A 21,501-nucleotide genomic window follows, 5' to 3' on the forward strand; every position below is an offset into this window, starting at 1 on the left:
CCGCCGACTGCCACGCCGCTTGCTTTACACAACCGCGGGCTCGGTTGCCTCGACGTGGTAGACCTTGCGATCGGCATCGTAGCGTAGGAGTCGTACGGGTGTTCCTTTTGAAATCGGTTCGCCGGTGGTGCGGATGTCGATCAGGAGTGGCGCCGCGTTGGTGGCGTAGCGGGCGCGGCCGAAGGTATCGTCGACCGAACTGGTCTCCACAATTGCAACGCCACCGACCAACGAGTGGGCATGATAGTGAGTTGGCGGTACGAGAAGTCGGTGCAGAGGGGTGGTCATGAACCGAGTCAGCACGACCGCGATGACCCCATTGCGAACCGTCAGCATCAGGCTCGCGAGGAAGGTGGCGGGATATCGCCGAACATCGAATTCGAACCACAACACGTAACTGAGCACCCAGAAGAACAAACTGAACACCGTTAGCCAAACCATCAGCGGCACACGATCCAAGTGGACCGCCTTCATGGTCGCCGCCGCGAAACCGCCCATCGCGTCCGCGCCAGCGTGATGCCCGTCAGCGTCGGCGCCCGTGTCTAACCCGGCATCGGCGTCCACTCCTGCATCGACGCCGGGATCGAGTCCGGTGTCGACATCCAACCCGGTATCGACGTCTAAATCAGGACCGTCGATTCCAAAGTCGAACGAGAACACTCCCAACAAGGAGATGATCACCAACGATAAGACGATCGCGGCCAAAATGCTGGCCGGCCAAACCGGACCGACAAACAAATGCTCGACCAGCGATTGCGACCAAGAGACGCCGTCGGACAACAACATGATGGACACCGAACCGATTCCCTAGAAAAGAGAGATGCGAAGGGAACTCACCCAACGGGCGAGTATAAAGCATTGGCCGAAACCAACGGCGTTCCGGGCGCAAATAGCAACGCCGAGTCGCTCGGTTTTTAGATCCGACCGCAGAGCCCTCCATGCCCGCTATCCCGAACATCCGGTAAAGAGCGAACGCATCAGCGTAGTTTCATCAAGGAATTTCGACAAACAATTGCGGTTGATTCCCTGCGAAGCGTCGATTTACAAGGAAGACTTCCGTGACGGTCGAAATCCGTCGTCGGTCAATGCGGCCACCCGGCGGCTCACCCCCTCTCAAGCACCCCATAACGCTCTCACCCTTGCGTGGTAGGCACGAAAATGAATCGCTTTCCTTTGAACAGGTTCGTCTCTAACCGCGGCCGTAGTGTCGGCTGCGTCTTAGCCATTTTTTCGATTGCCGCCCTCGGCATGCCCGCAACTGCACGTGCACAAAACAACACCCAGCGTGGAGCCACCCTGGGCGGAATCACCGGGGCGATCGCCGGCGCGATTATCGGCGACAATAACGACGAAGCCGGAGCGGGTGCCGCAATCGGGGGCGCCATCGGTGTCGTCGCCGGCGGACTGCTCGGCAACGCCAAAGACAAAGACATGGCGTATCAATACCAATACTATCGCTCGCAACCGTATCCGACACAGCAAGTCGCACCGACGAACGTCTACGCTCAACCGGTCCCCACCGGCGCGGTCAGTTTCACCGATGTGATCGCGATGAGCCGCAGCGGCGTGGGCGAAAGCTTGATCCTGAACCAAATCGCGACTCGCGGCGTTCAGCGCCGGCCCGTCGTTTCTGACATCATCTCATTGCACCAACAAGGTGTCAGCGAGACCGTCATCTCCGCGATGCAGCAGGCCCCCATTGGCAATGACACGATCGTGACACGGCCGCCAACCACCATCGTCGAAACTCCGGTTTACGTCACGCCACGGCCCTATCCGGTGCCCGTTTACAACCATCATCGCCACCACGGCCCGACTTACCGAGCCCGCCCAAACTTCCATATCCATTACGGACATTGAGAATCGAGCCATGCCGCGTTTGCGGCCAATGGCGATGTTCACGCCGCCATCTGAGTTTCCCCGGACGAAACCCAAACCGGTGGCCGGGCGTACAGAAGCTTCTCGCTAAAAGCTCGTTTTTCCTCTTCGATCGGGCTTTACCTGGATTCACCTTCGGCGATACGCTATGCCGTGAAACCCGTTTTTTCGGGTGATCGGCTGCGGCGCTGACTCATGACGAGAGTGGCCGTGTCGGTCGGAATCGCAGAGATTGTCCCTGCGGTCCCAAGTCAACCAACACAGCAAAGGATTGTGCCATGAGTGGCGCTGTGATGCTTTTGATGGCCGTATCGATCGGGATCACCTACGGGTGGACTCCGGATGGCGGCAACGGTGTAAAGTACATCATTCAAATCCCGCCGGATAAGGTTGACCAAGTCGTCCGTAGCGGAGAAATCTCCAGCCAGATTCCCGCTGAGATCCGCTCGCACGTCAGCGAAGTCGTCATTCGCATCGGCCAAGGCAGCGTTCCCCGGATCACCCCGAACTTTTTATCGCGATCCGCTCCTGCGCGTGCACAAGACGCCGCGAGTCCGGCCGAAACATCCGCTTATGCGGCTGCTGACCGCACTCCTGTACCGATCCCCGCGATGGGCGATCCGTCCGTTCCTAGACCGATTCCGGGCTACGGTTCGGTGTCCACCGCCGTCATGAAACCGTCGCCGCAAGGCGGTGGTATGAACCTGCCCGGCGGATTCGGAATGACGCCGGCGACTGGGACCAACGCAGCCGGACCGAGTACGAACTTCGGCCAAGTCGCCCGTGATACCGCCAACAACATGGCTACCCAGTTCCAAGGCGCGGTACAAGGCGCCGTCGATAACAGCCGCACTCAAGTCGAACAGACCTTCAACACCGCTGCGGATCGTTTAGGCGAAAACGCCTCCGCCCAAATGCAGGCAACGACCAACAACCTGCGTGATTCGGCCAGCCAACTTTTCAACACCAACACGCGAACCGGATCCAGCGATCCCGATGATCCGCGGGCGCGGCTGTCGCAGAACAACTACGCGGCGAACGGCTCGACCAATCGGCCGTCGACCGACACGTACAACCGCAACACCGACACCCGTTCGGGCTACCCGAGCACATCGAGCAACGAGACCGCCGCGACGCCTCCTCCATTCGCAACATCGCGTGCCGGGATGCCGTCCACTTCACCAACATCGACCGCCTCACGCTCGGGAAAAACCTCGACCAGCTCAGACGACTGGTACGACCCACGTAACGGTTCTCGACGACGCCCATCAACGGATCCCGTTGACTCCACAAACGATCCAATCAGTGGCGGCGGACTCGCCGGTGGCAACTTTGGTCGCCTGCCTGCCGGTCTCCAGCCTGACACGACACCGCGAAGCACTCGTTCATCGGACACATCCGCTCGGACGCAGTACACCAACGCGACGTATGCCGACACTACTCAGCGGACCGCCAGCACGACATCGAATGTCGACTACGATCCCAATCTAACTCCCGCTCAAGCCGCACAACTGCCCAAGAACGGCTACAGTTTTGACGCGGAAAACTATCCCGTCGATCGGCAAGGCTATCGTCTCGACCAGTACGGACGACGCGTCGATCGCCAGGGCCGTTTGTTGACTGCCGTCGACACCATGGGCGGACAAAATGCCGGAACCTCAAACAGCAATAACCAATCGGCCCCGAACAACTACGGGCAACCACGCAATCCAACGAACACGGGCCTCTACGCCAACGATCCGAATCGATCCACGAACATCGCAACAGCCGGACCGCCCAACCTGAACAGCGCGTCGAACCAGGGAAACAACTACCCGACGAATACCAATTTCCAAAACAATTCGCCGCAACTCGTTCAACCGCCGCTGGCCCCGAACAATGGCAACTACGCGGGCGGCAATTATCCGAACACGGCTTCACAATACGCAAACACTCAATATCCAACGTCACAGTACCCAACCTCCCCCTATCCAGGGACGTCGCAGTACGGATCGAACAATCCGCAATCCGGTTTGAGCCCCACGCTCTCTCCCGGAATGCCTGGTTACCCCCAGTATCCTGACCCACGTTTGGCCAGCCTGACCGGCAACACATCCAACTCAGGCGGACCGAATATGCCCTCGTCAGGAAACGGTTCATCGGTCGACGAAGACAGTCGCCCCTCGCCATCAGATCGCGATTCACGTTCGGATCGTTTTGCAACGTCCAACTCCGCGCTTGCCAACGGACCGTCCGACTCCGCCTACACGCCTGAACAAGTTGCCGCTCAACCGATCTTCAATGCCCTGTTGCTGCTGTCGATCGTTGCGAACGTTTACCTTCTGTTCTGGCTGAAAAACCTGCGGTTGCAATTCCGAGATATGGTCGCCACGAAGCGAGCGAACAAAGCGAGCAACTCACTCGCGGCGAGTGTTTAGCGAAGTGTGACCAAGTGAGGTCGTTCCACGCGACCAAACCCCTCAGCCCTCCGGTGCAACGCACGGCACCTGCCGACCTCCCCCCAAGCAACATTCACCGCATTGCCTGATGAGCAATCGGCATCGCTCAATGAGGTGGCATATCAAAATGCTTGGCCACGTTTGCGAATGCCGTAATCTGTTCTTCCTGCCAAGCGGTGTCCTTCTCGAGTTCGCCCGCCATCAATCGAGCGACTTCGGGCGAGATTTCTAACGCGGCCCTGCGATTCAGAAATAACGCACGAGTTCGACGGGCGAGAACATCGTCGACCATCCGTGCCATCTCGGACCGGACCGCCCAAACGACCTCCGCCGCGCGAATCGGCAAGTCGGGGTGCAACCGCCGACCGAGGTCGGGCGTCTCCTCAACGAGCCGATTGATTTTCGTCTCATCAGTGCCGTAGACCGACGCGTCTTTGGAATCCGTCGCACCGTGCAGTTTCAATTGTTCGGTTGACCGACCATTGGACCGCAAATCAGCCAACTCGATTGCCCGATCGATGCAGTCCTCGGCCATCTTTCGTACCGTCGTCCATTTACCACCGGTGATCGTGATCAGTCCGTTCTTCGAGACCAGAATCGTGTGATCACGCGACAACGACTTCGTCTCGCCGCTCGACCCCGATGGTGGGCTGACCAGCGGACGGATCCCAACGAAAACACTCAAACAGTCTTCACGACGTGGCGCCTTCGTCAAATAGTCGGCTGCCGTGGCTAACAGGAATTCGATCTCTTCGTTCTGAGCCATCGGTTCCAATTCTGCGTGATCAATCGGCGTGTCCGTTGTTCCGACCACGACGTGATCGTGCCAGGGAATCAAAAACAGCACTCGGCCATCGGAAGTTTTCGGAACAATCACCGCGGTATCACCCGGCAAAAACTCACGCGGCAACACGAGATGGACGCCTTGGCTCGGCGCAATGATTTGCGGGGCCGACTCGTCATCCATCCTCCGAACCGCGTCACAAAATGGGCCGGTCGCGTTGATTACGCTCTTTGCCGGCACGCTGAACGTCCGCCCGGTTTCTTGATCAACAACGTCGACACCGGTCACACGATGCTCGCCATCGTTGCGCAGTCCCGTGACGCGGCAGTAGTTTAACAATGAGGCACCATGATCGGCCGCCGACATGGCCATGTGGATCAACAACCGTGTGTCATCAAACTGCCCGTCGTAATAGACCACACCGCCCCAACGGAGACGTTCGGGACGAACCGTTGAAACGATTTGTTGGGCCGCCGACGCATTCTCGCCGCGCGCTCTCGCGAAGTGGCTACGTCCGGCGAGAAAGTCATAAAGAAAGAAACCCGTTCGCATCATGAACCGTTGCCACAGCGTTTCGCAAGGCACGATAAAGGGCAGCGGATGAACCAAATGGGGCGCATTGATCTGCAGCCGAGAACGCTCGCGGAGTGAATCCCGCACCAATGCGATGTTGCCTTGTTGCAGATACCGCACGCCGCCGTGAATCAGTTTGGTGCTGCGGCTCGACGTGCCTTTGCCGAAGTCGGATTGCTCCAACAACAACGTCGACAAACCTCGCACCGACGCGTCGAGCGCGAGACCGGCACCCGTCGCTCCGCCACCGATAATCACCACATCAAACGGTTCCCGGTGTTCAGACAGTCGACGAAGGATTGATTCACGATTCATGTTGTTGCCATCCCATACTGCGTTGAACTGCTTGATGCCAACGCCCGCGACGCTGGGCCACGTCGGCCTCCGACATGGCGGGTTCGAAGACCCGTTCGCTCTGCCAAATCGATTCCACTTCGTCGATGTCCGCCCAGAATCCGACCGCGAGACCGGCCAGGAACGCTGCGCCGATCGCAGTGGTTTCCACCACACGTGGACGCACCACCGGCACCTGTAAGATGTCAGCTTGAAACTGCATCAACAAATCATTAACGCTCGCCCCGCCGTCCACCCGCAATTCCTTCACGGGACTTCCCGCGTCGGCCCCCATCGCGTCGAGCACATCGGCAACTTGAAACGCGATGCCTTCCAACGTCGCGCGAGCGATGTGCGCGGCCGTGGTTCCGCCGGAAATACCGACAATCACACCGCGTGCGTACGGATCCCAGTGAGGAGCACCGAGCCCGGCGAACGCCGGCACCAAATAACAATCCCCTGTATCAGGAACCGATGCAGCGAGCGACGTCACATCGCCCGACGATTTAATCACGCCCAACCCGTCACGCAGCCACTGCACCGCCGAACCGGCCGTAAAGATACTGCCTTCGAGTGCAAAATGAGGTTCCGACTGCCCACTGCACGCGATCGTCGTCAACAGCTTGCTCTTCGATGCAACCGGTTCTTCGCCCACATTCATCAAGACAAAACAACCGGTTCCGTATGTATTTTTCGCCATCGCAGGCGTCGTGCAGTTCTGCCCGAACAATGCAGCGTGTTGATCGCCCGCGCACCCGGCTAACGGTATCGGATGTCCTAAAAAGTCAGAGGAACAATCACCATGGACAAAACTCGATGGACACACCTCCGGCAACACGCTCTCAGGCACATCGAGCAATTCCAACAACTCATCATCCCAAGCGAGAGTTTCTAGATTGAACATCATCGTGCGTGAGGCGTTGCTGGAATCCGTGACATGCAATCGCCCCTCACTCAGATTCCACAACAACCAACTATCGATCGTCCCAAACGCCAAATCACCACGATCCGCACGCTGTCTTGCATCCGGAATCTGGTCCAACAACCATCGCAATTTGGTACCACTGAAGTACGCATCAATCACCAAACCGGTCTTCTTTGCAATGACGCCGGCATGCCCATCACGCTGTAGATGATCGCAAAATTCAGCCGTGCGTCGATCTTGCCAAACGATCGCATTGTGCAAGGGGAGGCCAGTTTGGCGGTCCCACACGACCGTTGTTTCGCGTTGATTGGTAATCCCGATCGCCGCGATTTCCTTCGCATCGATTTGGTTGTCGCTCAATACCCGCCGAGCTACCTCACGCTGCGACTGCCAAATTTCGACCGCATCGTGCTCCACCCATCCCGAACGTGGATAGATTTGCGTGTGTTCCTTCGCGGCGACTCCTGCAATCTGACCGGTGCGATCAAACAGAATCGCCCGACTGCTGGTGGTCCCTTGGTCGAGTGCCAAAATGTATTTCATGAATCCTTCTCCGTCTGAGACCTTAGATAGCGGACAACCGTATCGGGTTGATCAGCAAACAACCCATCGACCTTCGCGATCTGAAAACACGCATCTAGAAACGCATCACTCGAAGAAACACATGAGGGCAACGCGTCGGCACGGAATGTCCACGGATGAACGAGCAACTCGAACGAGTGCGCCGCCTCGGTCAATCCACTCGCTGCAATCTTCGGTTCCCGCGAATCGCCCGACGCCTGCAAAACATCGTCTAACGAGGGTCCAATCCCCTCAACCATTTTCGCGATTTCACCCAACCCTTCCTGTGACTTCAGCCAATCGTAGTTGGTCTCGGATTCCTTATCGTGTCCCTGATCAATCAACTGAATCAACCGCCCCTTGTAACCATACCGATTACGTATGGAGCTGATTTCGGGAAAGTCAAAACACTGGATGTAACACTTGTCGTGCCGTTTCGCATAACCGAATTCGGCGAGCACGCCGAGCACCACGGGAGTCAATTCCATACCCTGTTCACGATGCCATGCCGGTCGTTTGATCTCAGGGTAGATCCCAACGTCGCGTCCGGTTGTTCGGTTAAGGTTTTGAATAAAACGAATCTCTTCGGCGAGCGTTGAGATCCGAAAATCGCCCTCGCCACCGGGATAGCGATTCGGAAAAATGGGTCGACCGGTCACGCGATCAAAACGTTCATAGACGTTAAGCGATTTGAGTTCCTGGACCGTGAAATCAATCACGTAATACCGACCGTCGCTCCGCCTTCGATGCGAGAAAACCTTCGCCACGTTAGTGACGGTGTCCAATTGAACGTCGTGCAACACAACCGGCACGCCGTCTTTGCTTAACACAACGTCTTGCTCGATGAAATCCGCCCCCATGGCGTGTGCGATCCCTTTGGCGATCAGCGTATGTTCGGGAACATAACCGCTGGCACCACGGTGCGCGATCACAATCGGTTCTTTCACGTCGGCCATTTCCAGTTAGTCGCTGCCACGTGTTGGCAATCCCAATGCAACGGGGCGTGCACGTGGCAAATCCAAGGCAATGAGATGTAAAGCGTCGCCTCCATTGGAACCGATCGGCGAGACCGCTGCAGTGATTGCGAGAGAAATGCGGCCAGCAATTCAATGGATGACGTGCCCGCTCGTGCGCGGCGGCAACTTCTGACTGCGTTTCACGCTATGCTGCCAATGCGAACCGGAAATTTCATTCCCGGTATTATGCGGCGCTGATTTGGCCGTCTTCGCTGACGTCTTCGAACCGAATCGAGACTTGCTTGCTAACGCCGGACTCTTGCATGGTGACACCGTAGAGCGTCGTCGCGGCGGTCATCGTCTTTTTACTGTGTGTCACAACGACGAACTTGGAGTGATCCAAGAACTCGCTGAGCACAGTAACAAAGCGGCCGATATTCGCTTCATCGAACGGCGCGTCCACTTCGTCGAGCACGCAGAACGGGCTAGGGCGATATTGGAAGATCGACATCAACAGGGCCACCGCCGTCAACGCCTTCTCACCACCGGACAACAACGAGTTACTGAAACTCGGTTTACCCGGAGGCGTGGCGACGATCTCCACACCGGCTTCGAGTGGATCGTCTGCCTCTTCAAGAATCAAGTCAGCATGCCCGCCGCCGAATGACTTGCGATACAGTTTTTGGAAGTTCTGCCGGATCGCTTCGAGGGTGTCTAAGAACAACCGTCGCGAGTCGGAATTGATCCGCGCGATCACGCGTTGGAGTGAATCTTTCGCTGCGGTGAGATCTTGGTATTGACCGTGCAACTCGTCGTACCGAACCTGCAACTCGTTGAGTTCCTCAAGTGCTTCCATGTTGACCGAACCGACGTTCTGAACTTGCGATCGCAATTTCGCGATCTCGTCATCGACGGCACTGCGGTCTTCGATCTCGGCGAGCTCTTCCGGCGGATCATCGCCACGCAGATCGATCTCGTAGTCTTCCTTGATTCGTTCTGCCAACGTGTTTCGCTTCAACTCGGCTGCGTCTCGTGACGCCGTGATGGACGACACCGCTTCGGACGCTGCGGCGACCGCCTTAATCGCGGCTTGTGTTTGCGTTTGAACTTTGCGAGCTTCCGAACGTTGAGCTTCGGCTCGCACCGCAAACGCCCGTAATGCTTCCTCAGCCGCTTCACTTTCGATCATCAACTCGGCCAACCGGTCGTCGGCTTGAACGATCCGGGTTTCGACTTGTGTGAGTCGTTCGCGTGTGTGAGCGATCGCGTCACGGATTTCTTGTTTGGCCGCCTCACGTTGAGTTTGGTCGCGGCGGGCTACTTCGGCGGCCGTGGCGAGCGATTCGACCTGCTGTTCCAAGCGAGCCGATTCGACCGAGACGCTCATCGCTTCGCTCTGAACGGCTTGCAGTCTTTCCGTAGCCAAGGCGAGTTCGGCTTCGATCCCTTGACGTTGTTCTTCGAGCAACGCGATCGAATCCTTTCCGCCGCGAATCGCTTGGTCCAACTCCGCATCTTGCACTTTTGCGTCGGCAAGGATGCGTTCGTGTTCGCCACCCGCGTTGGTCAGTTCGTCGACGGAGGTTTGCCGCGCGGCCAATCGTTCCGCGACGTGATGGCTGCGTGCTTCCGCGGCCGCGTGTGCCGTGATCCAACTGCGTTGAGTTTGTTCGTGCCGTCCGAGTTCAGCAGCGTTCTGATCGATCTCGTCCGTTAAACGAGCGATCTCCTTTTCCGCCTCGGCGATCTGAAACGCATAGTGTTCCATCTCCGTACGGGCTGACTGCAATTCGCTCCGACGGCTGACCAATCCGGTTTCACCACCGGGAGGCCCCACCACGCTCGAGCCGTCGTTGTCGAGCAGATCACCCGATGCGGTAACGAACCGCAGACCCGCACCTGAAAGCTTCCGCAGCCCGAGAGCGGTACCGAGTGAATCGACCAACCACGTGTTGCCGAGTAAGTGACGTACCAGCGGTTGAAGATGGTCGTCGCAGTCCACCATCCGGTCGGCGCGGCCGATCACTCCCGCGAGACCGTCTAACCGAATTCGGTCGCCCGGCCGCCGCGCGGGAAGTTCGTCCAATCGGATGATCCCCACACGGCTAGCGATTTTGATTTCGCCGGCCGCGATGGCGTCGCCGATCGCCGGTCCGCGAACGATCACGTACTGAGTCCTCGGCCCGAGAGCGGCATCGATCAGCGGTGCGACTTGTCGATCGACGTTAAAACACTCCGCGACCAAACCGACCAACTGTTTACGAAGGTCGCCGTCGGGTAGCCGGAGGATTTCACGAACACCACCACTGACCCCTTCTTGTCGTTTTTCCAGTTCGCCGAGCACCTTGGCACGCTCGGAAATTCCTTGCAGGCGAATCTTCAACGATCCGATTTCTTCGCGGCGGCGCTCAAACAGTCGGCGTGTCTCGGATAACTTCGCGTCTGCGATTTCAACGAGTTTCTGTGACGCCGCGATCTCGCTTTCGAGCCTTGCCACTTCCGTCGTCGCGGCTTCGTGCTCACCGCGGGCGGTCAATAAATTCGCTTCGGCGGTTTCTAGGTTTCGCTGGGTTTCCGCAATCGCTCGCGTCGCCTCGATCATTTGCTGAGCGACGCGTTGCCGGTTGGCTTCATGGTCGGCGACACGTCGAACCGCAGCGAGATGGTCACGCTGCGATTCGTCACGCCGATTTTGAATCGCGTTGACTTCTTTCTGCAGACGGTCTCGGTCTTCCGTGATCGTCTGTTTTCGCCGCACGACTTCGGCCGCTTGAGCCTGAGCGATTTCCAAATCGGCAATCGCTTTTTGCAAATCCGCCGTGGCGCTGCCTGCAGCCGTCCGCGTGACGCGCAGTCGTCGGTAGTGACCGGCCAAGGTACGACGTTGTTCGGCGAGTGTGGTTTGGTCTGACTCACGTCGTCCCTGCAACCGTGCGACCTCGCCGGACAATTCCCCGCGAGTTCGTTCTGCGTCGCGAGCCTCTTCGGCGATCGCCTGCAACCGCATGTCGGCGGCTTGGCGTTCTTCCTCGAGCGATTCCCGTAGCGTTTCGCTAGCCTCATGGGAGGCGGTCGCTTCCACCAATTTTTGTTGCGCGGAATCGAGTTCGGTGCATAGCGAGAACCAATCGTTCCACGCCACCACTGTCCGCAGTTCCTTCAATCGATCCGACGCTTGGCGATACCGCTCTGCTTTTCCGGCTTGGCTTTTGAGGGTCTTCAATCGCGTGGCGACTTCGTCGACGATGTCACCGAGACGTGTCAGGTTTTGTTGGACACGTGCGAGTCTCCGCTCGGCCTCGACCTTCTTCGCTTTAAATCGACTGATGCCGGCTGCCTCTTCGAAAATCGCCCGTCGATCTTTCGCATTCGCCTGCAACATGCGATCGACTTTGCCCTGTTCGATCAAACTGTAGGCGTCGATGCCGATCCCTGTTCCGCGAATCAAGGCCTTCACATCCTTCAACCGCACGGCCTGATTGTTGATCAGGTATTCGCCTTCGCCACTGCGATAGACACGGCGGGTGACATGGACCTCCGGCGCGTCGACAGGCAGTTGGCCTTCGGAATTGTCAAAGATGATTGTGGCTTCGGCCGCGCCGGCGGGCCCCCGGGTCTGTGATCCTTTGAAGATCACGTCCGACATGTCTTTCCCGCGAAGACTCTTGGCACTCTGGCTGCCTAAGACCCATTTCATCGCGTCGACGATGTTGGATTTCCCCGATCCGTTGGGACCGACCACCACCGTGATTCCATCGGGAAAATCAAAGCGGGTTCGATCCGCAAAGCTTTTGAATCCGGCCAGCTCGAGTGCTTTGAGCATAGGGGGTTGGGCTGCGGGCCGGACGTGGAATGGGAACAGGAAAACAAAATCGCCCGTCAAACAGACGACGAGCGATAAACCGAATACACGCGTCGTGTCAAAACGAACAACGCGGGGCAGGGCAGGGTGCCCGCTCGACTTACAAGATTAGACAAAACGCCTGGGAAATCCTAGTTGAATCCGTCTCCGAGGCCGGCAAAACGCGTTTGAAAGCAGGCAAAGTGGCGATTTGGGCAGTGTAGGGGCCTCCCCGGACATTTCAGGAGGCTGCATTCAGCATGCCAGAATCGATTCCCCGGACAAAATTCGCCGTTTCCGCCCGCGGCAATTCTCTGGCATTTCCCCGCTCTCTGCCATTTTCCCTCCGGGTCACGAACTAAAAAGCTGGCCCTGCGTCGCCCCCCCTGGCTCTGATTGTGGGGACTTAAAACAGGACTGCGATCACGCAAATCAGCACGATCACCACTCCGGCGATCATCTTGCCGACGACGCCGGTCGTTCTTCCCCAGAACGCCGCACGGCCAATTCGCCAATTCTCTCGCCACGATTTGCCATCCTGCCATTCCGACAACATCGCCCCCGCGGTAGCTCCGATTCCGCCGAACAGCAACGCAGCCAGAACCGGCCCGAGCACCGGGATCGGCAACCCAATGATTCCACCGAGAATCGCCCCAACGACCGACCCTGCGATCGCCATGATCGTCCCTCGGCGACTCGCTCCGGCACGACTGGCGCCGACCGCCCCGGCGGCAAATTCCACTAACTCGCCAACGACTCCGGCCAAAAATGCCGCCCCGACGGCGACCACCCCGACGTGCCCTCGCCCCGTCTCCGGCCCCAACCACGCGTAGATCCCCATCGCCAAAATGGCCAACCAATTGCCTGGCAAGGCGATCAAATTCAACAACCACGCGGCGACGCAAACCAGCACCAACAGAACCGCAATCACGACCGCCCCCCCGGACAGCATCACGGCCTGAGCCGACTCCTTGAATCCGGCAAACCAGCCCTCTCCGTCGGCGAGAATCGTCGCAAATGCGTCAGCGAACATCGCAGATAACCCCAAAGATTCAATCATGGTTTGATGAAGTCTCCATTGCTGAGTGAACCCGAGTGTCCTGAATTCCGTCTCAAAAGGGAAATCTCATTGATGAAGCGGCCGAGAATGGTGGTGATCGAAGTAGAACGAGACTTCGCAAATCGCTACCATTAGATAGGCGACCTACAACCTGACCCCGGCTTCGCTCAGCGAAAGGACAGTAGTATCCATGAACGCGAGGGTTTTAGATACCAACGTGTTGGTTTTGAATCGCTTCTACATGCCGATTCGAGTGGTTAACGTGCGTCGTGCTTTAACACTACTCTATCGAGAGTGTGCTGAAGTGATCGACTGCGATGACGGCCAATACGTCAGCTACGATTTCGGATCCTGGTGCGAGTTGAGCCAATTGGCCGCCGCTGACAAACAACCCGGTGAAGAGTTTCTCAAAGCCGTTGACTTCGAAGTCAAAGTCCCACGGATCGCCCGCTTAACTCGGTTTGATCGGATGCCGGCACAAACCGTCCGTTTCAATCGACGAAACCTTTTCGCGCGTGACGAATACCGATGTCAGTACTGCGGTAAAGTCGAACCCTTGAACAAGCTCAGTTTGGACCACGTCGTTCCGCGTTCGCATGGCGGGGCAACGACTTGGGAAAACATCGTTTGCAGTTGCTTGCGGTGCAACAGTCGCAAGGGTGGACGGACGCCGCAACAAGCGAGAATGAAGTTATTGACGAATCCGGCAAAACCTCGATTCAACCCGTTAATGACGCATTCGATCGATGACCCTCGGTACGAATCTTGGAAAACCTTTTTGCAAACCTCATGACCGTACCGAATTCACGCGATACTGCGGACCGAAATGAGTTCAGCGATGTCGAGTTGCTCGCCTTCTTAGACGAGCAACTCGGCGCTGAACTTTCGGCAACGATCGAAGCCGCGATCCGCGATAACGAGACGCTGCGTGCGCGGCTGACTCAATTGCGAGGACAAAATCTCGCGGGCCTGCACACAATCGGAGCGATTTGGCGACAGGAGCGACTGAGTTGCCCAGACCGGGAAACCCTGCGGAAGTTTTTACTCGGTGAACTCGACCGCGAGGGCGCCGAATACATCCGCTTTCATTTATCCGAAATTGATTGTCGTGTTTGCAACGCAAACCATGACGATTTGAACCAAGCGATGATCAACGAACAGGAGTCCGCCACCCGCCGGCGACGGATGTTCCAAACCAGCGCCGGACATCTTCGATAGCCGGCGTAAATCGGGTCCGCACCTCGCGTCGCTGCGTGAACGCACACGACGGCGAGGCCGTGCTCTACAGCGAGGTCGTCGCAGGTTCCGGCAACACTTCGATCGATCCGCCCCCGTCCTCGTTCGTCAACACCGAATCGCCTTTGTCGGATTGCCCGGTTTGCGTAGTACCGTTCTGCGAATCCGCTTCTGTTGATTCTGCCGCCCCCTGTTCCATCTCCGCAGGCGAATTGCCTCGTGCGGCATCAACCTCCGGTGCAACGGTCGGTTGTCCGGTTCGTCGCGAGGAGTGCACATCATCACGGGCAGGTTGGCGAGGAGCGAAACCGATTTCTTGACCTCCTCCCGTAATGGCAATCAATCCCGCCATCACGTCATCAAACCCGTCGAGGTCTCGCAACCAGTTGAGATCCGGATTGGCAACAACGCCTTGATAGCGTGCGGCCAAATTTCGCATTGCTGACTCACTCAACAATTGCCCACGACTGGCCATTTGAGCCAACAGATTGGATTCCAAATACTCGATCCAAACTTCGCCGTTTTCCATCTGCGACAATGCCGAGGTGAGGCGTTCCGCTGCTCGAGCGAATGCCCCTGAATCTGGCACGACGTCCAGCGAAGGGTCGTAACCGTATTGCGGTTCCAATCCGGATCCGTCGTAATCACCGTACGGGTCCGCTGGATCCAGCGGCATGGCGGGCTCCATAGGCAAAACGGGAGCGACCTCCACAATCGGCGCCACGGCTGCGTAGGCCGGACCATACGGGTATCCATACCGGGCCGCAAAACGTTCCGCCATTTCAAAACGGCGGCGTGCCATGTGATCGGCCATGACGGCCATCGGTGAAGGGTAATACGCGGGACCGACATAGGCGCCTGGACGAGCCCAACCGAACCCTGGTCCTGGTCCGATCGTGACCGAGACGGGAGGTGCGTATCCAAATCCTGGCATGCCAAAGTACTGCGCCGTCGCGACCGAGCAACTGCCCGCTGCCGAGACAATGACGGCAAACAGCAGCACCAGTTTGGACCTTAATGCGGTCACCTGTCCTGGTCGAACAGCGATGCGGTGAAAACGGGTCGACTGGAACATGGTGATTTCTCTTTCGTTATTCTTCTTCGTTGTGGAATTTGTATTCGGGGTTGGTTCGATCGAAATCGAGATCCGTCAATTTTGGCGTCAGGTTGATTTGGGTGATCGCATACTGTTCCTGCAAGACCGGATCTTCACCGGGTTCGTCCGGCCACGCATAGGAAGAAAAGAAGACCGGCAGTTTCAATTCTTCGTCGACATAAACCTTGGCGACTTGGTACGTCGAATCAGGGCGACGTTCAATCTGATTCACCTCAATGTGTTGGCAAGGTCTGCCGTCGACTTTGGCATCGGCATAAAAACGAATCTTCACGTTGGAAGGTTCAATCTGTGATTGCATGCGATCAAGGATCTGCTCGATCATCGGACGGATCCCCGTTTGGACGAACGAATAATTGCTTTCCTGTTTCGCCAATCGTCCTTCGGGATTAATTTCCAACGTCAGGTTAGGCAGGCGTGTTCCTCCGCGGCGTACCAATACGTCGCCGTCACGTTCATTCTCCACGTACAACACTTCGCGGCCCGCAACGTCTTTGGGCTTCAGAAATTTGCCGTAAATGCACTGCGGTTGGATCAACTGCTCCCCGCTGGTCCGCCGCTCGCGGATCTTCAATCTAATGTACTTCGTCGACTCCAGTTTCCCATCAATCGTTTCGCGTTTGACGAGCAAACAGGTGTATCCGTCCACTTCAGTTTCGAATTTCTTTTTGGCCTGTTCGGCCAATTCGATCAGGGGCTGAAGGGAGGCGGGCGGTTGCTTCCCCGGTCCGATCGAGTCGACCGGTTGCACCGAACTGTCGTCGTCATCATCGAGCGACGCAATTTCGTCCTCCATCTCCTTCTTCAAATCAACGTTCGCCGAAAGACTCGTTGTCGGATTCACTTTCGCAGAATTGCTCACCGATGAGTCTTCGATGTTTCGGTCGTCCGCCGCGGTTGCGAGACCTCCCACGAATGCCTGCCCGCCAATTACGAACAAATGGGCGAACACTGCAAACGCCACCGAGCGGAGTCCCACACACCTGAATCGGTGAACACCACTTCGAGTTTGCACAGACGGACGCGTTTCGTCGCCGCCAATGGCCGCGATGGTTGTGTTTTGGTCAGCAGCGGGATCACTACTCGCGTTAGGACAATTCGCTGAGATCATTCGCTCGGGCTGGGACAAGTGGAGATGGGCGGGCTGAGGAAACACGGTGAACCTTCCTAGTGTCGTTAATCGGGGGATTCGATCAAGGCGCCGCGTCGAGCCGATCGCGACAAAACCAAGCGAACACCGGGTCTTCTGGCAAAACCGTTAACTTGGACACGTCCAGCGACTCGTCACCGCAGGTCGCCGGGTTGGTTTTTGCGAACACTACCAAATTTGCGGAAAGAATGGGTTATAATCCTGCACCACTTACCCACCTTCCCCTCCCACCTCGAATCGCTACCGCGCGGGGTCCACTCGGGGTCGACGCTTTCGACTTGTCTGACGCGTCTCGGCTCGCCGACGCACCCGACCTGTTTGCCTCCGCCGACTCGCCAAGCTTCCCCACAATCGGTCTAACGCGATTGCCAATCCTGCTTCCCTAAGAGATTCGAATGAAACGTCGATTCAGTGCCCATCAGATACTCGTACTTCTCGCCACCCTGATCGTCACCTCGGTCGCGGGCGATCTCGCGATTGCCTCTGACTCGAATACCGACAGCGATACTGAAACGAAAAAAATCGTCTTCATCGCGGGTCGTCCAAGCCACGGTTACGGCGCCCACGAACATTACGCCGGTTGCCGATTGCTGGCCGAGTCGCTGAAGGAATCGATGCCCGGTTACGACGTCACCGTGATTAAGAACGGATGGCCTGAGGAAGGCGCCGAGGCTCTTTCCGATGCCGATTCGGTAGTGGTTTACTGCGACGGTGGGCCACGACATTTACTCAACCCTCACATCGATGAGTTTGACACCGTGATGAAGTCGGGAACCGGACTCGTCTGCATCCACTACGGCGTCGAAACTCCCAAAGGCAAAACCGGCGACGCCTTTTTGGACTGGATGGGCGGCTATTTCGAAGCCGATTGGTCCGTCAATCCTCACTGGGAAGCCGAATTTGAAACCTTTCCTGACCATCCCGTTAGCCGTGGAGTCCAGCCCTTCAAGACCAACGACGAATGGTACTTTCATATGCGATTCCGCGACGAGATGAAGGGAGTCACTCCGATCCTCTCCGCTCACCCACCCGAAACGACCATGCGACGCGCCGATGGTCCACACAGTGGCAACCCGCATGTTCGAAAAGCGGTCGCTGCGGGCGAAATCCAACACCTCGCGTGGGCCGCCGATCGCGAAGGCGGTGGACGCGGATTCGGGTTCACCGGCGGACACTTTCACTGGAATTGGGCGGATGAAAACTTTCGCAAGGTGATGCTCAACGCGATCGTCTGGACCGCTCATGGTGAGGTCCCCGAAAACGGAGTCACGACCGCCAATCCGACTCAGGATGAACTCGAGGCCAACCAAGACGAACCCAAACCTGCCCGGAAAGCGTCTTCCTAAACCGACGCAGTTCGCCATTGATGAATACTGACGAACGCTCAAATTCCGCCGTGAAAGCATTTCAAATAATGACGTGCCCACTCACAATCGCTGGATCGGCCAACATTCAGGCCACCGAATACGGACGAGATCAGCGCCATCATTTTGGAAAGTGCTCGGAATCCGCGTACGTTTGAAAATCGGATTCTCGTTCGCCTGTTTTGCAGGGAACCTCGCTCCCGGTCGGCCGCTCTCTGATGGCAACGGCGTCAATCGCGGCGACCGCCGCCGCAGCCTCGATCAGAGCGACGGCAGGTAACTGGTGGCACATTCACCGACGGATTGCCCCAAGGGTAGACGCCCCCGGACCACCACCGTTTCGCTAGCGGGCTCCCTTGACGAGAATCGAGGGTATGGCGTCTCATATGCCGGTTGCCCGATTTCTACGACATCCCATCGATCACATGCCTTCAGAAACGTCTCCGAACGACACACCTCCATCCGCGACTTCCGTTATGGGAGCCGACCAGATTGAGGCAATGATCCCGCACCGTGCCCCGATGCGGCTGCTCGATGAAGTCGTTGAGATGACTGAATCGACCCTGCATGCTCGAAAAACGTTCGCCGCGGACGACTTCTTTGTACAAGGGCATTTCCCGGGCTACCCACTGGTACCGGGCGTGATCCAGTGCGAATGCTGCCTGCAAGCCGGCGCCATTCTGTTGCGTGAGCACACCCCGGAAGTCGGTGAGTTCGTTCCCGTCGCAACCCGGATGGACAGCGTGAAGTTCAAAAACATGGTTCGCCCTGGCGATACCGTTGACATTCACGTCACCCTCAAAGAGCGACTCGCCAACGCGTTCTTCTTGACGGGCAAAATGCTGCTCAATGGAAAGACGACCACTCGTCTCGAATTCGCATGCAGCATCACCAAACCCGGAGGTGATGCGTCGTGAGCGCCAACGAGACGACGACGCCAACGATGGATTTTCTCGGATTTTCCGGCAAGAAGTACTTGGTCATGGGCGTGGCCAACCGCAAGAGCGTCGCGTGGGCGATCGCCCGCATGATCGAAAGCTCCGGCGGCGAAGTGATCTACACCGTTCGCAGTGAAGCACGCCGCGAGAGCACCGCGAAACTGCTCGCCGGTCGACGCGTGATCGTGTGCGATGTCGAAGACCAATCTCAAATCGATGCACTCGCCGAAACCCTCGCCCAAGACGAAACCGAACTCGCCGGATTGGTCCACGCAATCGCGTTTGCTGATTACAGCGAGGGAATGCGACCGTTCCACGAAACCACCCGCAAACAATTTCTGCAGGCGATCGACATCTCTGCGTTTTCGTTGACGGCGGTTTGCAACGCCCTGCGTGAACGATTCGCCAATGACGCTTCGGTGGTCACCATCGGCATCAGCACCACGCGGATGGCCAGCGAAAGCTATGGGTTCATGGCTCCGATAAAAGCAGCGTTAGAATCCTCGCTCGCTTTCTTAACGAAATCGTTCAGCCGTTTCAGCGAAGTCCGCTTCAACAGCGTTGCAGCAGGTTTGTTGAAAACGAGTGCCTCGGCAGGTATCCCGGGCTACGTTGATTCGTATCTCTATGCCGAGAAAGTCATCCCTCGCGGACGTGCCGTCGAAACGGATGAAGTCGCCTCCACGGCGGCGTTCTTGTTGTCGCACCGTTCCAGCGGCATCACGGCTCAATCTTTGGTCGTCGATGCTGGCATGTCGATCAACTACTTTGATGCGGGCATCGTCGGCGCGGTCACGGCCGCCTCGGTCGATTAACCGTATCTCCTGCTTCCATCGCAACTTCTTTCTTCGTCTCTCTTTCCATTCCTTTGTTCTCATGCCTCAAGCGATCTACATCAACGGCGAATACTTCTCTCGTGAAGACGCCAAAATCAGCGTTTATGACCACGGCCTGTTGTACGGCGACGGTGTGTTTGAAGGCATGCGGATCTACAACAGCAAAGTCTTCGCACTCGAAGATCACCTCGTCCGCCTCTACGAATCGGCTCGCGCGATCGCTCTCGAAATCCCGATCGATATCGACGCGATGCGTACCGCTGTCGAGGAAACCGTCAAAAAGAACGGATTGGCCGAAGCGTACGTGCGTTTGGTTTGCACACGTGGCGGAAATCAATTGGGGCTCGATCCGTACAAATGCGAAGATCCTCAAGTCATCATCATCGTTGACAAAATTTCGCTGTATCCGGAAAAGTTCTACACCGAAGGTTTGGATCTGATCACCGCCTCGACAATCCGCAACCACCCGGCGGCGTTGAGTCCGAGAATCAAATCGCTCAACTACCTCAACAACATCATGGCTAAAATCGAAGCCATCCGAGCCGGCTGCATCGAAGCGGTGATGCTTAACCACAAAGGTGAGGTCGCCGAGTGCACCGGAGATAATCTTTTTATCGTGCGACGCGGACGGCTCCTCACACCTCCGATTCACGCCGGCATTCTCGAAGGCATCACGCGAAACACCGTGATGGATCTGGCACGAGAAGCGGGTATCGAAGTCGCCGAAGAAACGTTGACGCGTCACGATCTGTTCATTGCCGATGAATGCTTCCTCACCGGAAGTGCCGCCGAGGTGATTCCTGCCGTACGGCTCGATGGACGTCTGATCGCGGACGGGAAAGTCGGACCGATCACCCGCCAGCTCAACGAACTGTTCCGCGCACACGTTTCCGCCGGCGGCTAAACTGAAGACAAACGGTGCGTGCAACGATGGTACGCACCGTCCATTCATCTTTCACCCGTGCGAGGACGCCATGATTCCCAAAAGTTACCAGAAGATGCATGAGAACTATCCAGAGTTCATGCAAGCGTACGAGGCGATGGGAAAGGCAACCCGAGAAGCGGGTCCACTCTCAGATCGCGAGGTCGCATTGGTGAAACTCGCGATCTCCATCACCGCAGGACTCGAAGGCGGTTCTCACTCGCACACGCGAAAAGCACTCGCGGCGGGATGCAGTGATGATGACCTGCGACACGTCGCCATGTTGACCGCACCCACCATCGGATTTCCGACGATGATGCGAGCCAAAAGCTGGGTCGAGGATGTCTTGCAGAAACGATCTGACGTTTGATCCGATCACGGTCGCGATGCGTCAATGTGAGACCGACATCGCACGGAGTATTTGACGCAGGCAACCTCGCCCATCATCATGCCTTTTGCTCGAGGCGTTGCCGATGGACCAAGTCAGACGTCTTTCGTTCGCTCTCAACCTGTTGAGAAAGGCGATGGATGTCTCACGCGAGGTTACCTCGTGGGATAGTCACATCAGAGCATTGAAAGCATGAGCGAGCAT

17 protein-coding genes are annotated in these 21,501 nt (G+C 57.2%); 9 read left to right on the plus strand and 8 right to left on the minus strand.

Features of this window, described 5'->3' with window-relative positions; genetic code table 11:
• Positions 1–24: 24 nt before the first annotated feature.
• Entirely contained in the window at positions 25–786 is a 762-nt protein-coding gene (locus tag FHS27_RS10150; protein ID WP_221225023.1) for an OB-fold-containig protein, read from the minus strand.
• 372 nt (positions 787–1,158) lie between these two features.
• Between FHS27_RS10150 and FHS27_RS10155 the strand changes: the two genes are divergently transcribed.
• Positions 1,159–1,860, plus strand: a complete 702-nt coding sequence (locus tag FHS27_RS10155) for a glycine zipper domain-containing protein (protein WP_246419398.1) — start codon at positions 1,159–1,161, stop codon at positions 1,858–1,860.
• 296 nt (positions 1,861–2,156) lie between these two features.
• Positions 2,157–4,295 (plus strand): mu-protocadherin, encoded by a 2,139-nt coding sequence (locus FHS27_RS10160; RefSeq protein WP_246419400.1) that lies wholly within the window; start codon positions 2,157–2,159, stop codon positions 4,293–4,295.
• A gap of 127 nt (positions 4,296–4,422) precedes the next feature.
• Here FHS27_RS10160 and FHS27_RS10165 read toward each other — a convergent pair whose 3' ends face one another.
• The 5 genes from FHS27_RS10165 to FHS27_RS10185 form a co-directional block, all read right to left on the minus strand.
• On the minus strand, positions 4,423–5,988 hold the full coding sequence (locus FHS27_RS10165; RefSeq protein WP_184304809.1) for a glycerol-3-phosphate dehydrogenase/oxidase: 1,566 nt from the start codon (positions 5,986–5,988) through the stop codon (positions 4,423–4,425).
• Positions 5,978–7,474, minus strand: a complete 1,497-nt coding sequence (gene glpK, locus FHS27_RS10170) for a glycerol kinase GlpK (protein WP_184304811.1) — start codon at positions 7,472–7,474, stop codon at positions 5,978–5,980. Before glpK ends, FHS27_RS10165 begins: the two co-directional genes overlap by 11 nt.
• A complete protein-coding gene (gene glpQ, locus FHS27_RS10175) occupies positions 7,471–8,448 on the minus strand; it encodes a glycerophosphodiester phosphodiesterase (protein ID WP_184304813.1) in 978 nt (325 codons plus the stop codon). Before glpQ ends, glpK begins: the two co-directional genes overlap by 4 nt.
• A gap of 244 nt (positions 8,449–8,692) precedes the next feature.
• Entirely contained in the window at positions 8,693–12,271 is a 3,579-nt protein-coding gene (smc, locus tag FHS27_RS10180; protein WP_184304816.1) for a chromosome segregation protein SMC, read from the minus strand.
• A 424-nt stretch (positions 12,272–12,695) separates the two neighbouring features.
• Positions 12,696–13,349, minus strand: a complete 654-nt coding sequence (locus FHS27_RS10185) for a DUF456 domain-containing protein (protein WP_184304818.1) — start codon at positions 13,347–13,349, stop codon at positions 12,696–12,698.
• Between the two features lie 190 nt (positions 13,350–13,539).
• On the opposite strand from FHS27_RS10185, the gene FHS27_RS10190 reads away from it, so the two are divergent.
• Together FHS27_RS10190 and FHS27_RS10195 are read left to right on the plus strand one after the other, a co-directional pair.
• Entirely contained in the window at positions 13,540–14,142 is a 603-nt protein-coding gene (locus FHS27_RS10190) for an HNH endonuclease (protein ID WP_184304820.1), read from the plus strand.
• Entirely contained in the window at positions 14,139–14,567 is a 429-nt protein-coding gene (locus FHS27_RS10195; protein ID WP_184304822.1) for a hypothetical protein, read from the plus strand. Before FHS27_RS10190 ends, FHS27_RS10195 begins: the two co-directional genes overlap by 4 nt.
• 64 nt (positions 14,568–14,631) lie before the next feature.
• On the opposite strand, the gene FHS27_RS10200 is transcribed toward FHS27_RS10195, so the two are convergent.
• Positions 14,632–15,660, minus strand: coding sequence for a hypothetical protein (locus FHS27_RS10200; protein WP_184304824.1), 1,029 nt, complete (start codon positions 15,658–15,660; stop codon positions 14,632–14,634).
• A 16-nt stretch (positions 15,661–15,676) separates the two neighbouring features.
• A complete protein-coding gene (locus FHS27_RS10205) occupies positions 15,677–16,855 on the minus strand; it encodes a DUF1571 domain-containing protein (protein WP_315854516.1) in 1,179 nt (392 codons plus the stop codon).
• A 389-nt stretch (positions 16,856–17,244) separates the two neighbouring features.
• On the opposite strand from FHS27_RS10205, the gene FHS27_RS10210 reads away from it, so the two are divergent.
• From FHS27_RS10210 to FHS27_RS10230, 5 genes are all read left to right on the plus strand, one after another.
• Positions 17,245–18,195 (plus strand): ThuA domain-containing protein, encoded by a 951-nt coding sequence (locus tag FHS27_RS10210; protein ID WP_184304826.1) that lies wholly within the window; start codon positions 17,245–17,247, stop codon positions 18,193–18,195.
• Between the two features lie 443 nt (positions 18,196–18,638).
• The gene (locus FHS27_RS10215) at positions 18,639–19,130 is read left to right on the plus strand and encodes a 3-hydroxyacyl-ACP dehydratase FabZ family protein (RefSeq protein WP_044253472.1); all 492 of its coding nucleotides are present in this window, start codon (positions 18,639–18,641) and stop codon (positions 19,128–19,130) included.
• Between the two features lie 26 nt (positions 19,131–19,156).
• Positions 19,157–19,966: an enoyl-ACP reductase FabI gene (locus FHS27_RS10220; protein WP_184305022.1), complete on the plus strand. Its 810-nt coding sequence runs from the start codon at positions 19,157–19,159 to the stop codon at positions 19,964–19,966.
• A gap of 61 nt (positions 19,967–20,027) precedes the next feature.
• Positions 20,028–20,891 carry a branched-chain-amino-acid transaminase gene (gene ilvE / locus FHS27_RS10225; RefSeq protein WP_184304828.1) on the plus strand — a complete coding sequence of 288 codons (864 nt, stop codon included), beginning with the start codon at positions 20,028–20,030 and terminating at the stop codon, positions 20,889–20,891.
• A gap of 70 nt (positions 20,892–20,961) precedes the next feature.
• Positions 20,962–21,279: a carboxymuconolactone decarboxylase family protein gene (locus tag FHS27_RS10230; RefSeq protein ID WP_246419403.1), complete on the plus strand. Its 318-nt coding sequence runs from the start codon at positions 20,962–20,964 to the stop codon at positions 21,277–21,279.
• The last annotated feature ends 222 nt before the right edge of the window (positions 21,280–21,501 follow it).

The sequence above is a fragment of the Aporhodopirellula rubra genome (assembly GCF_014192335.1).
GTDB lineage: Bacteria > Planctomycetota > Planctomycetia > Pirellulales > Pirellulaceae > Rhodopirellula > Rhodopirellula rubra.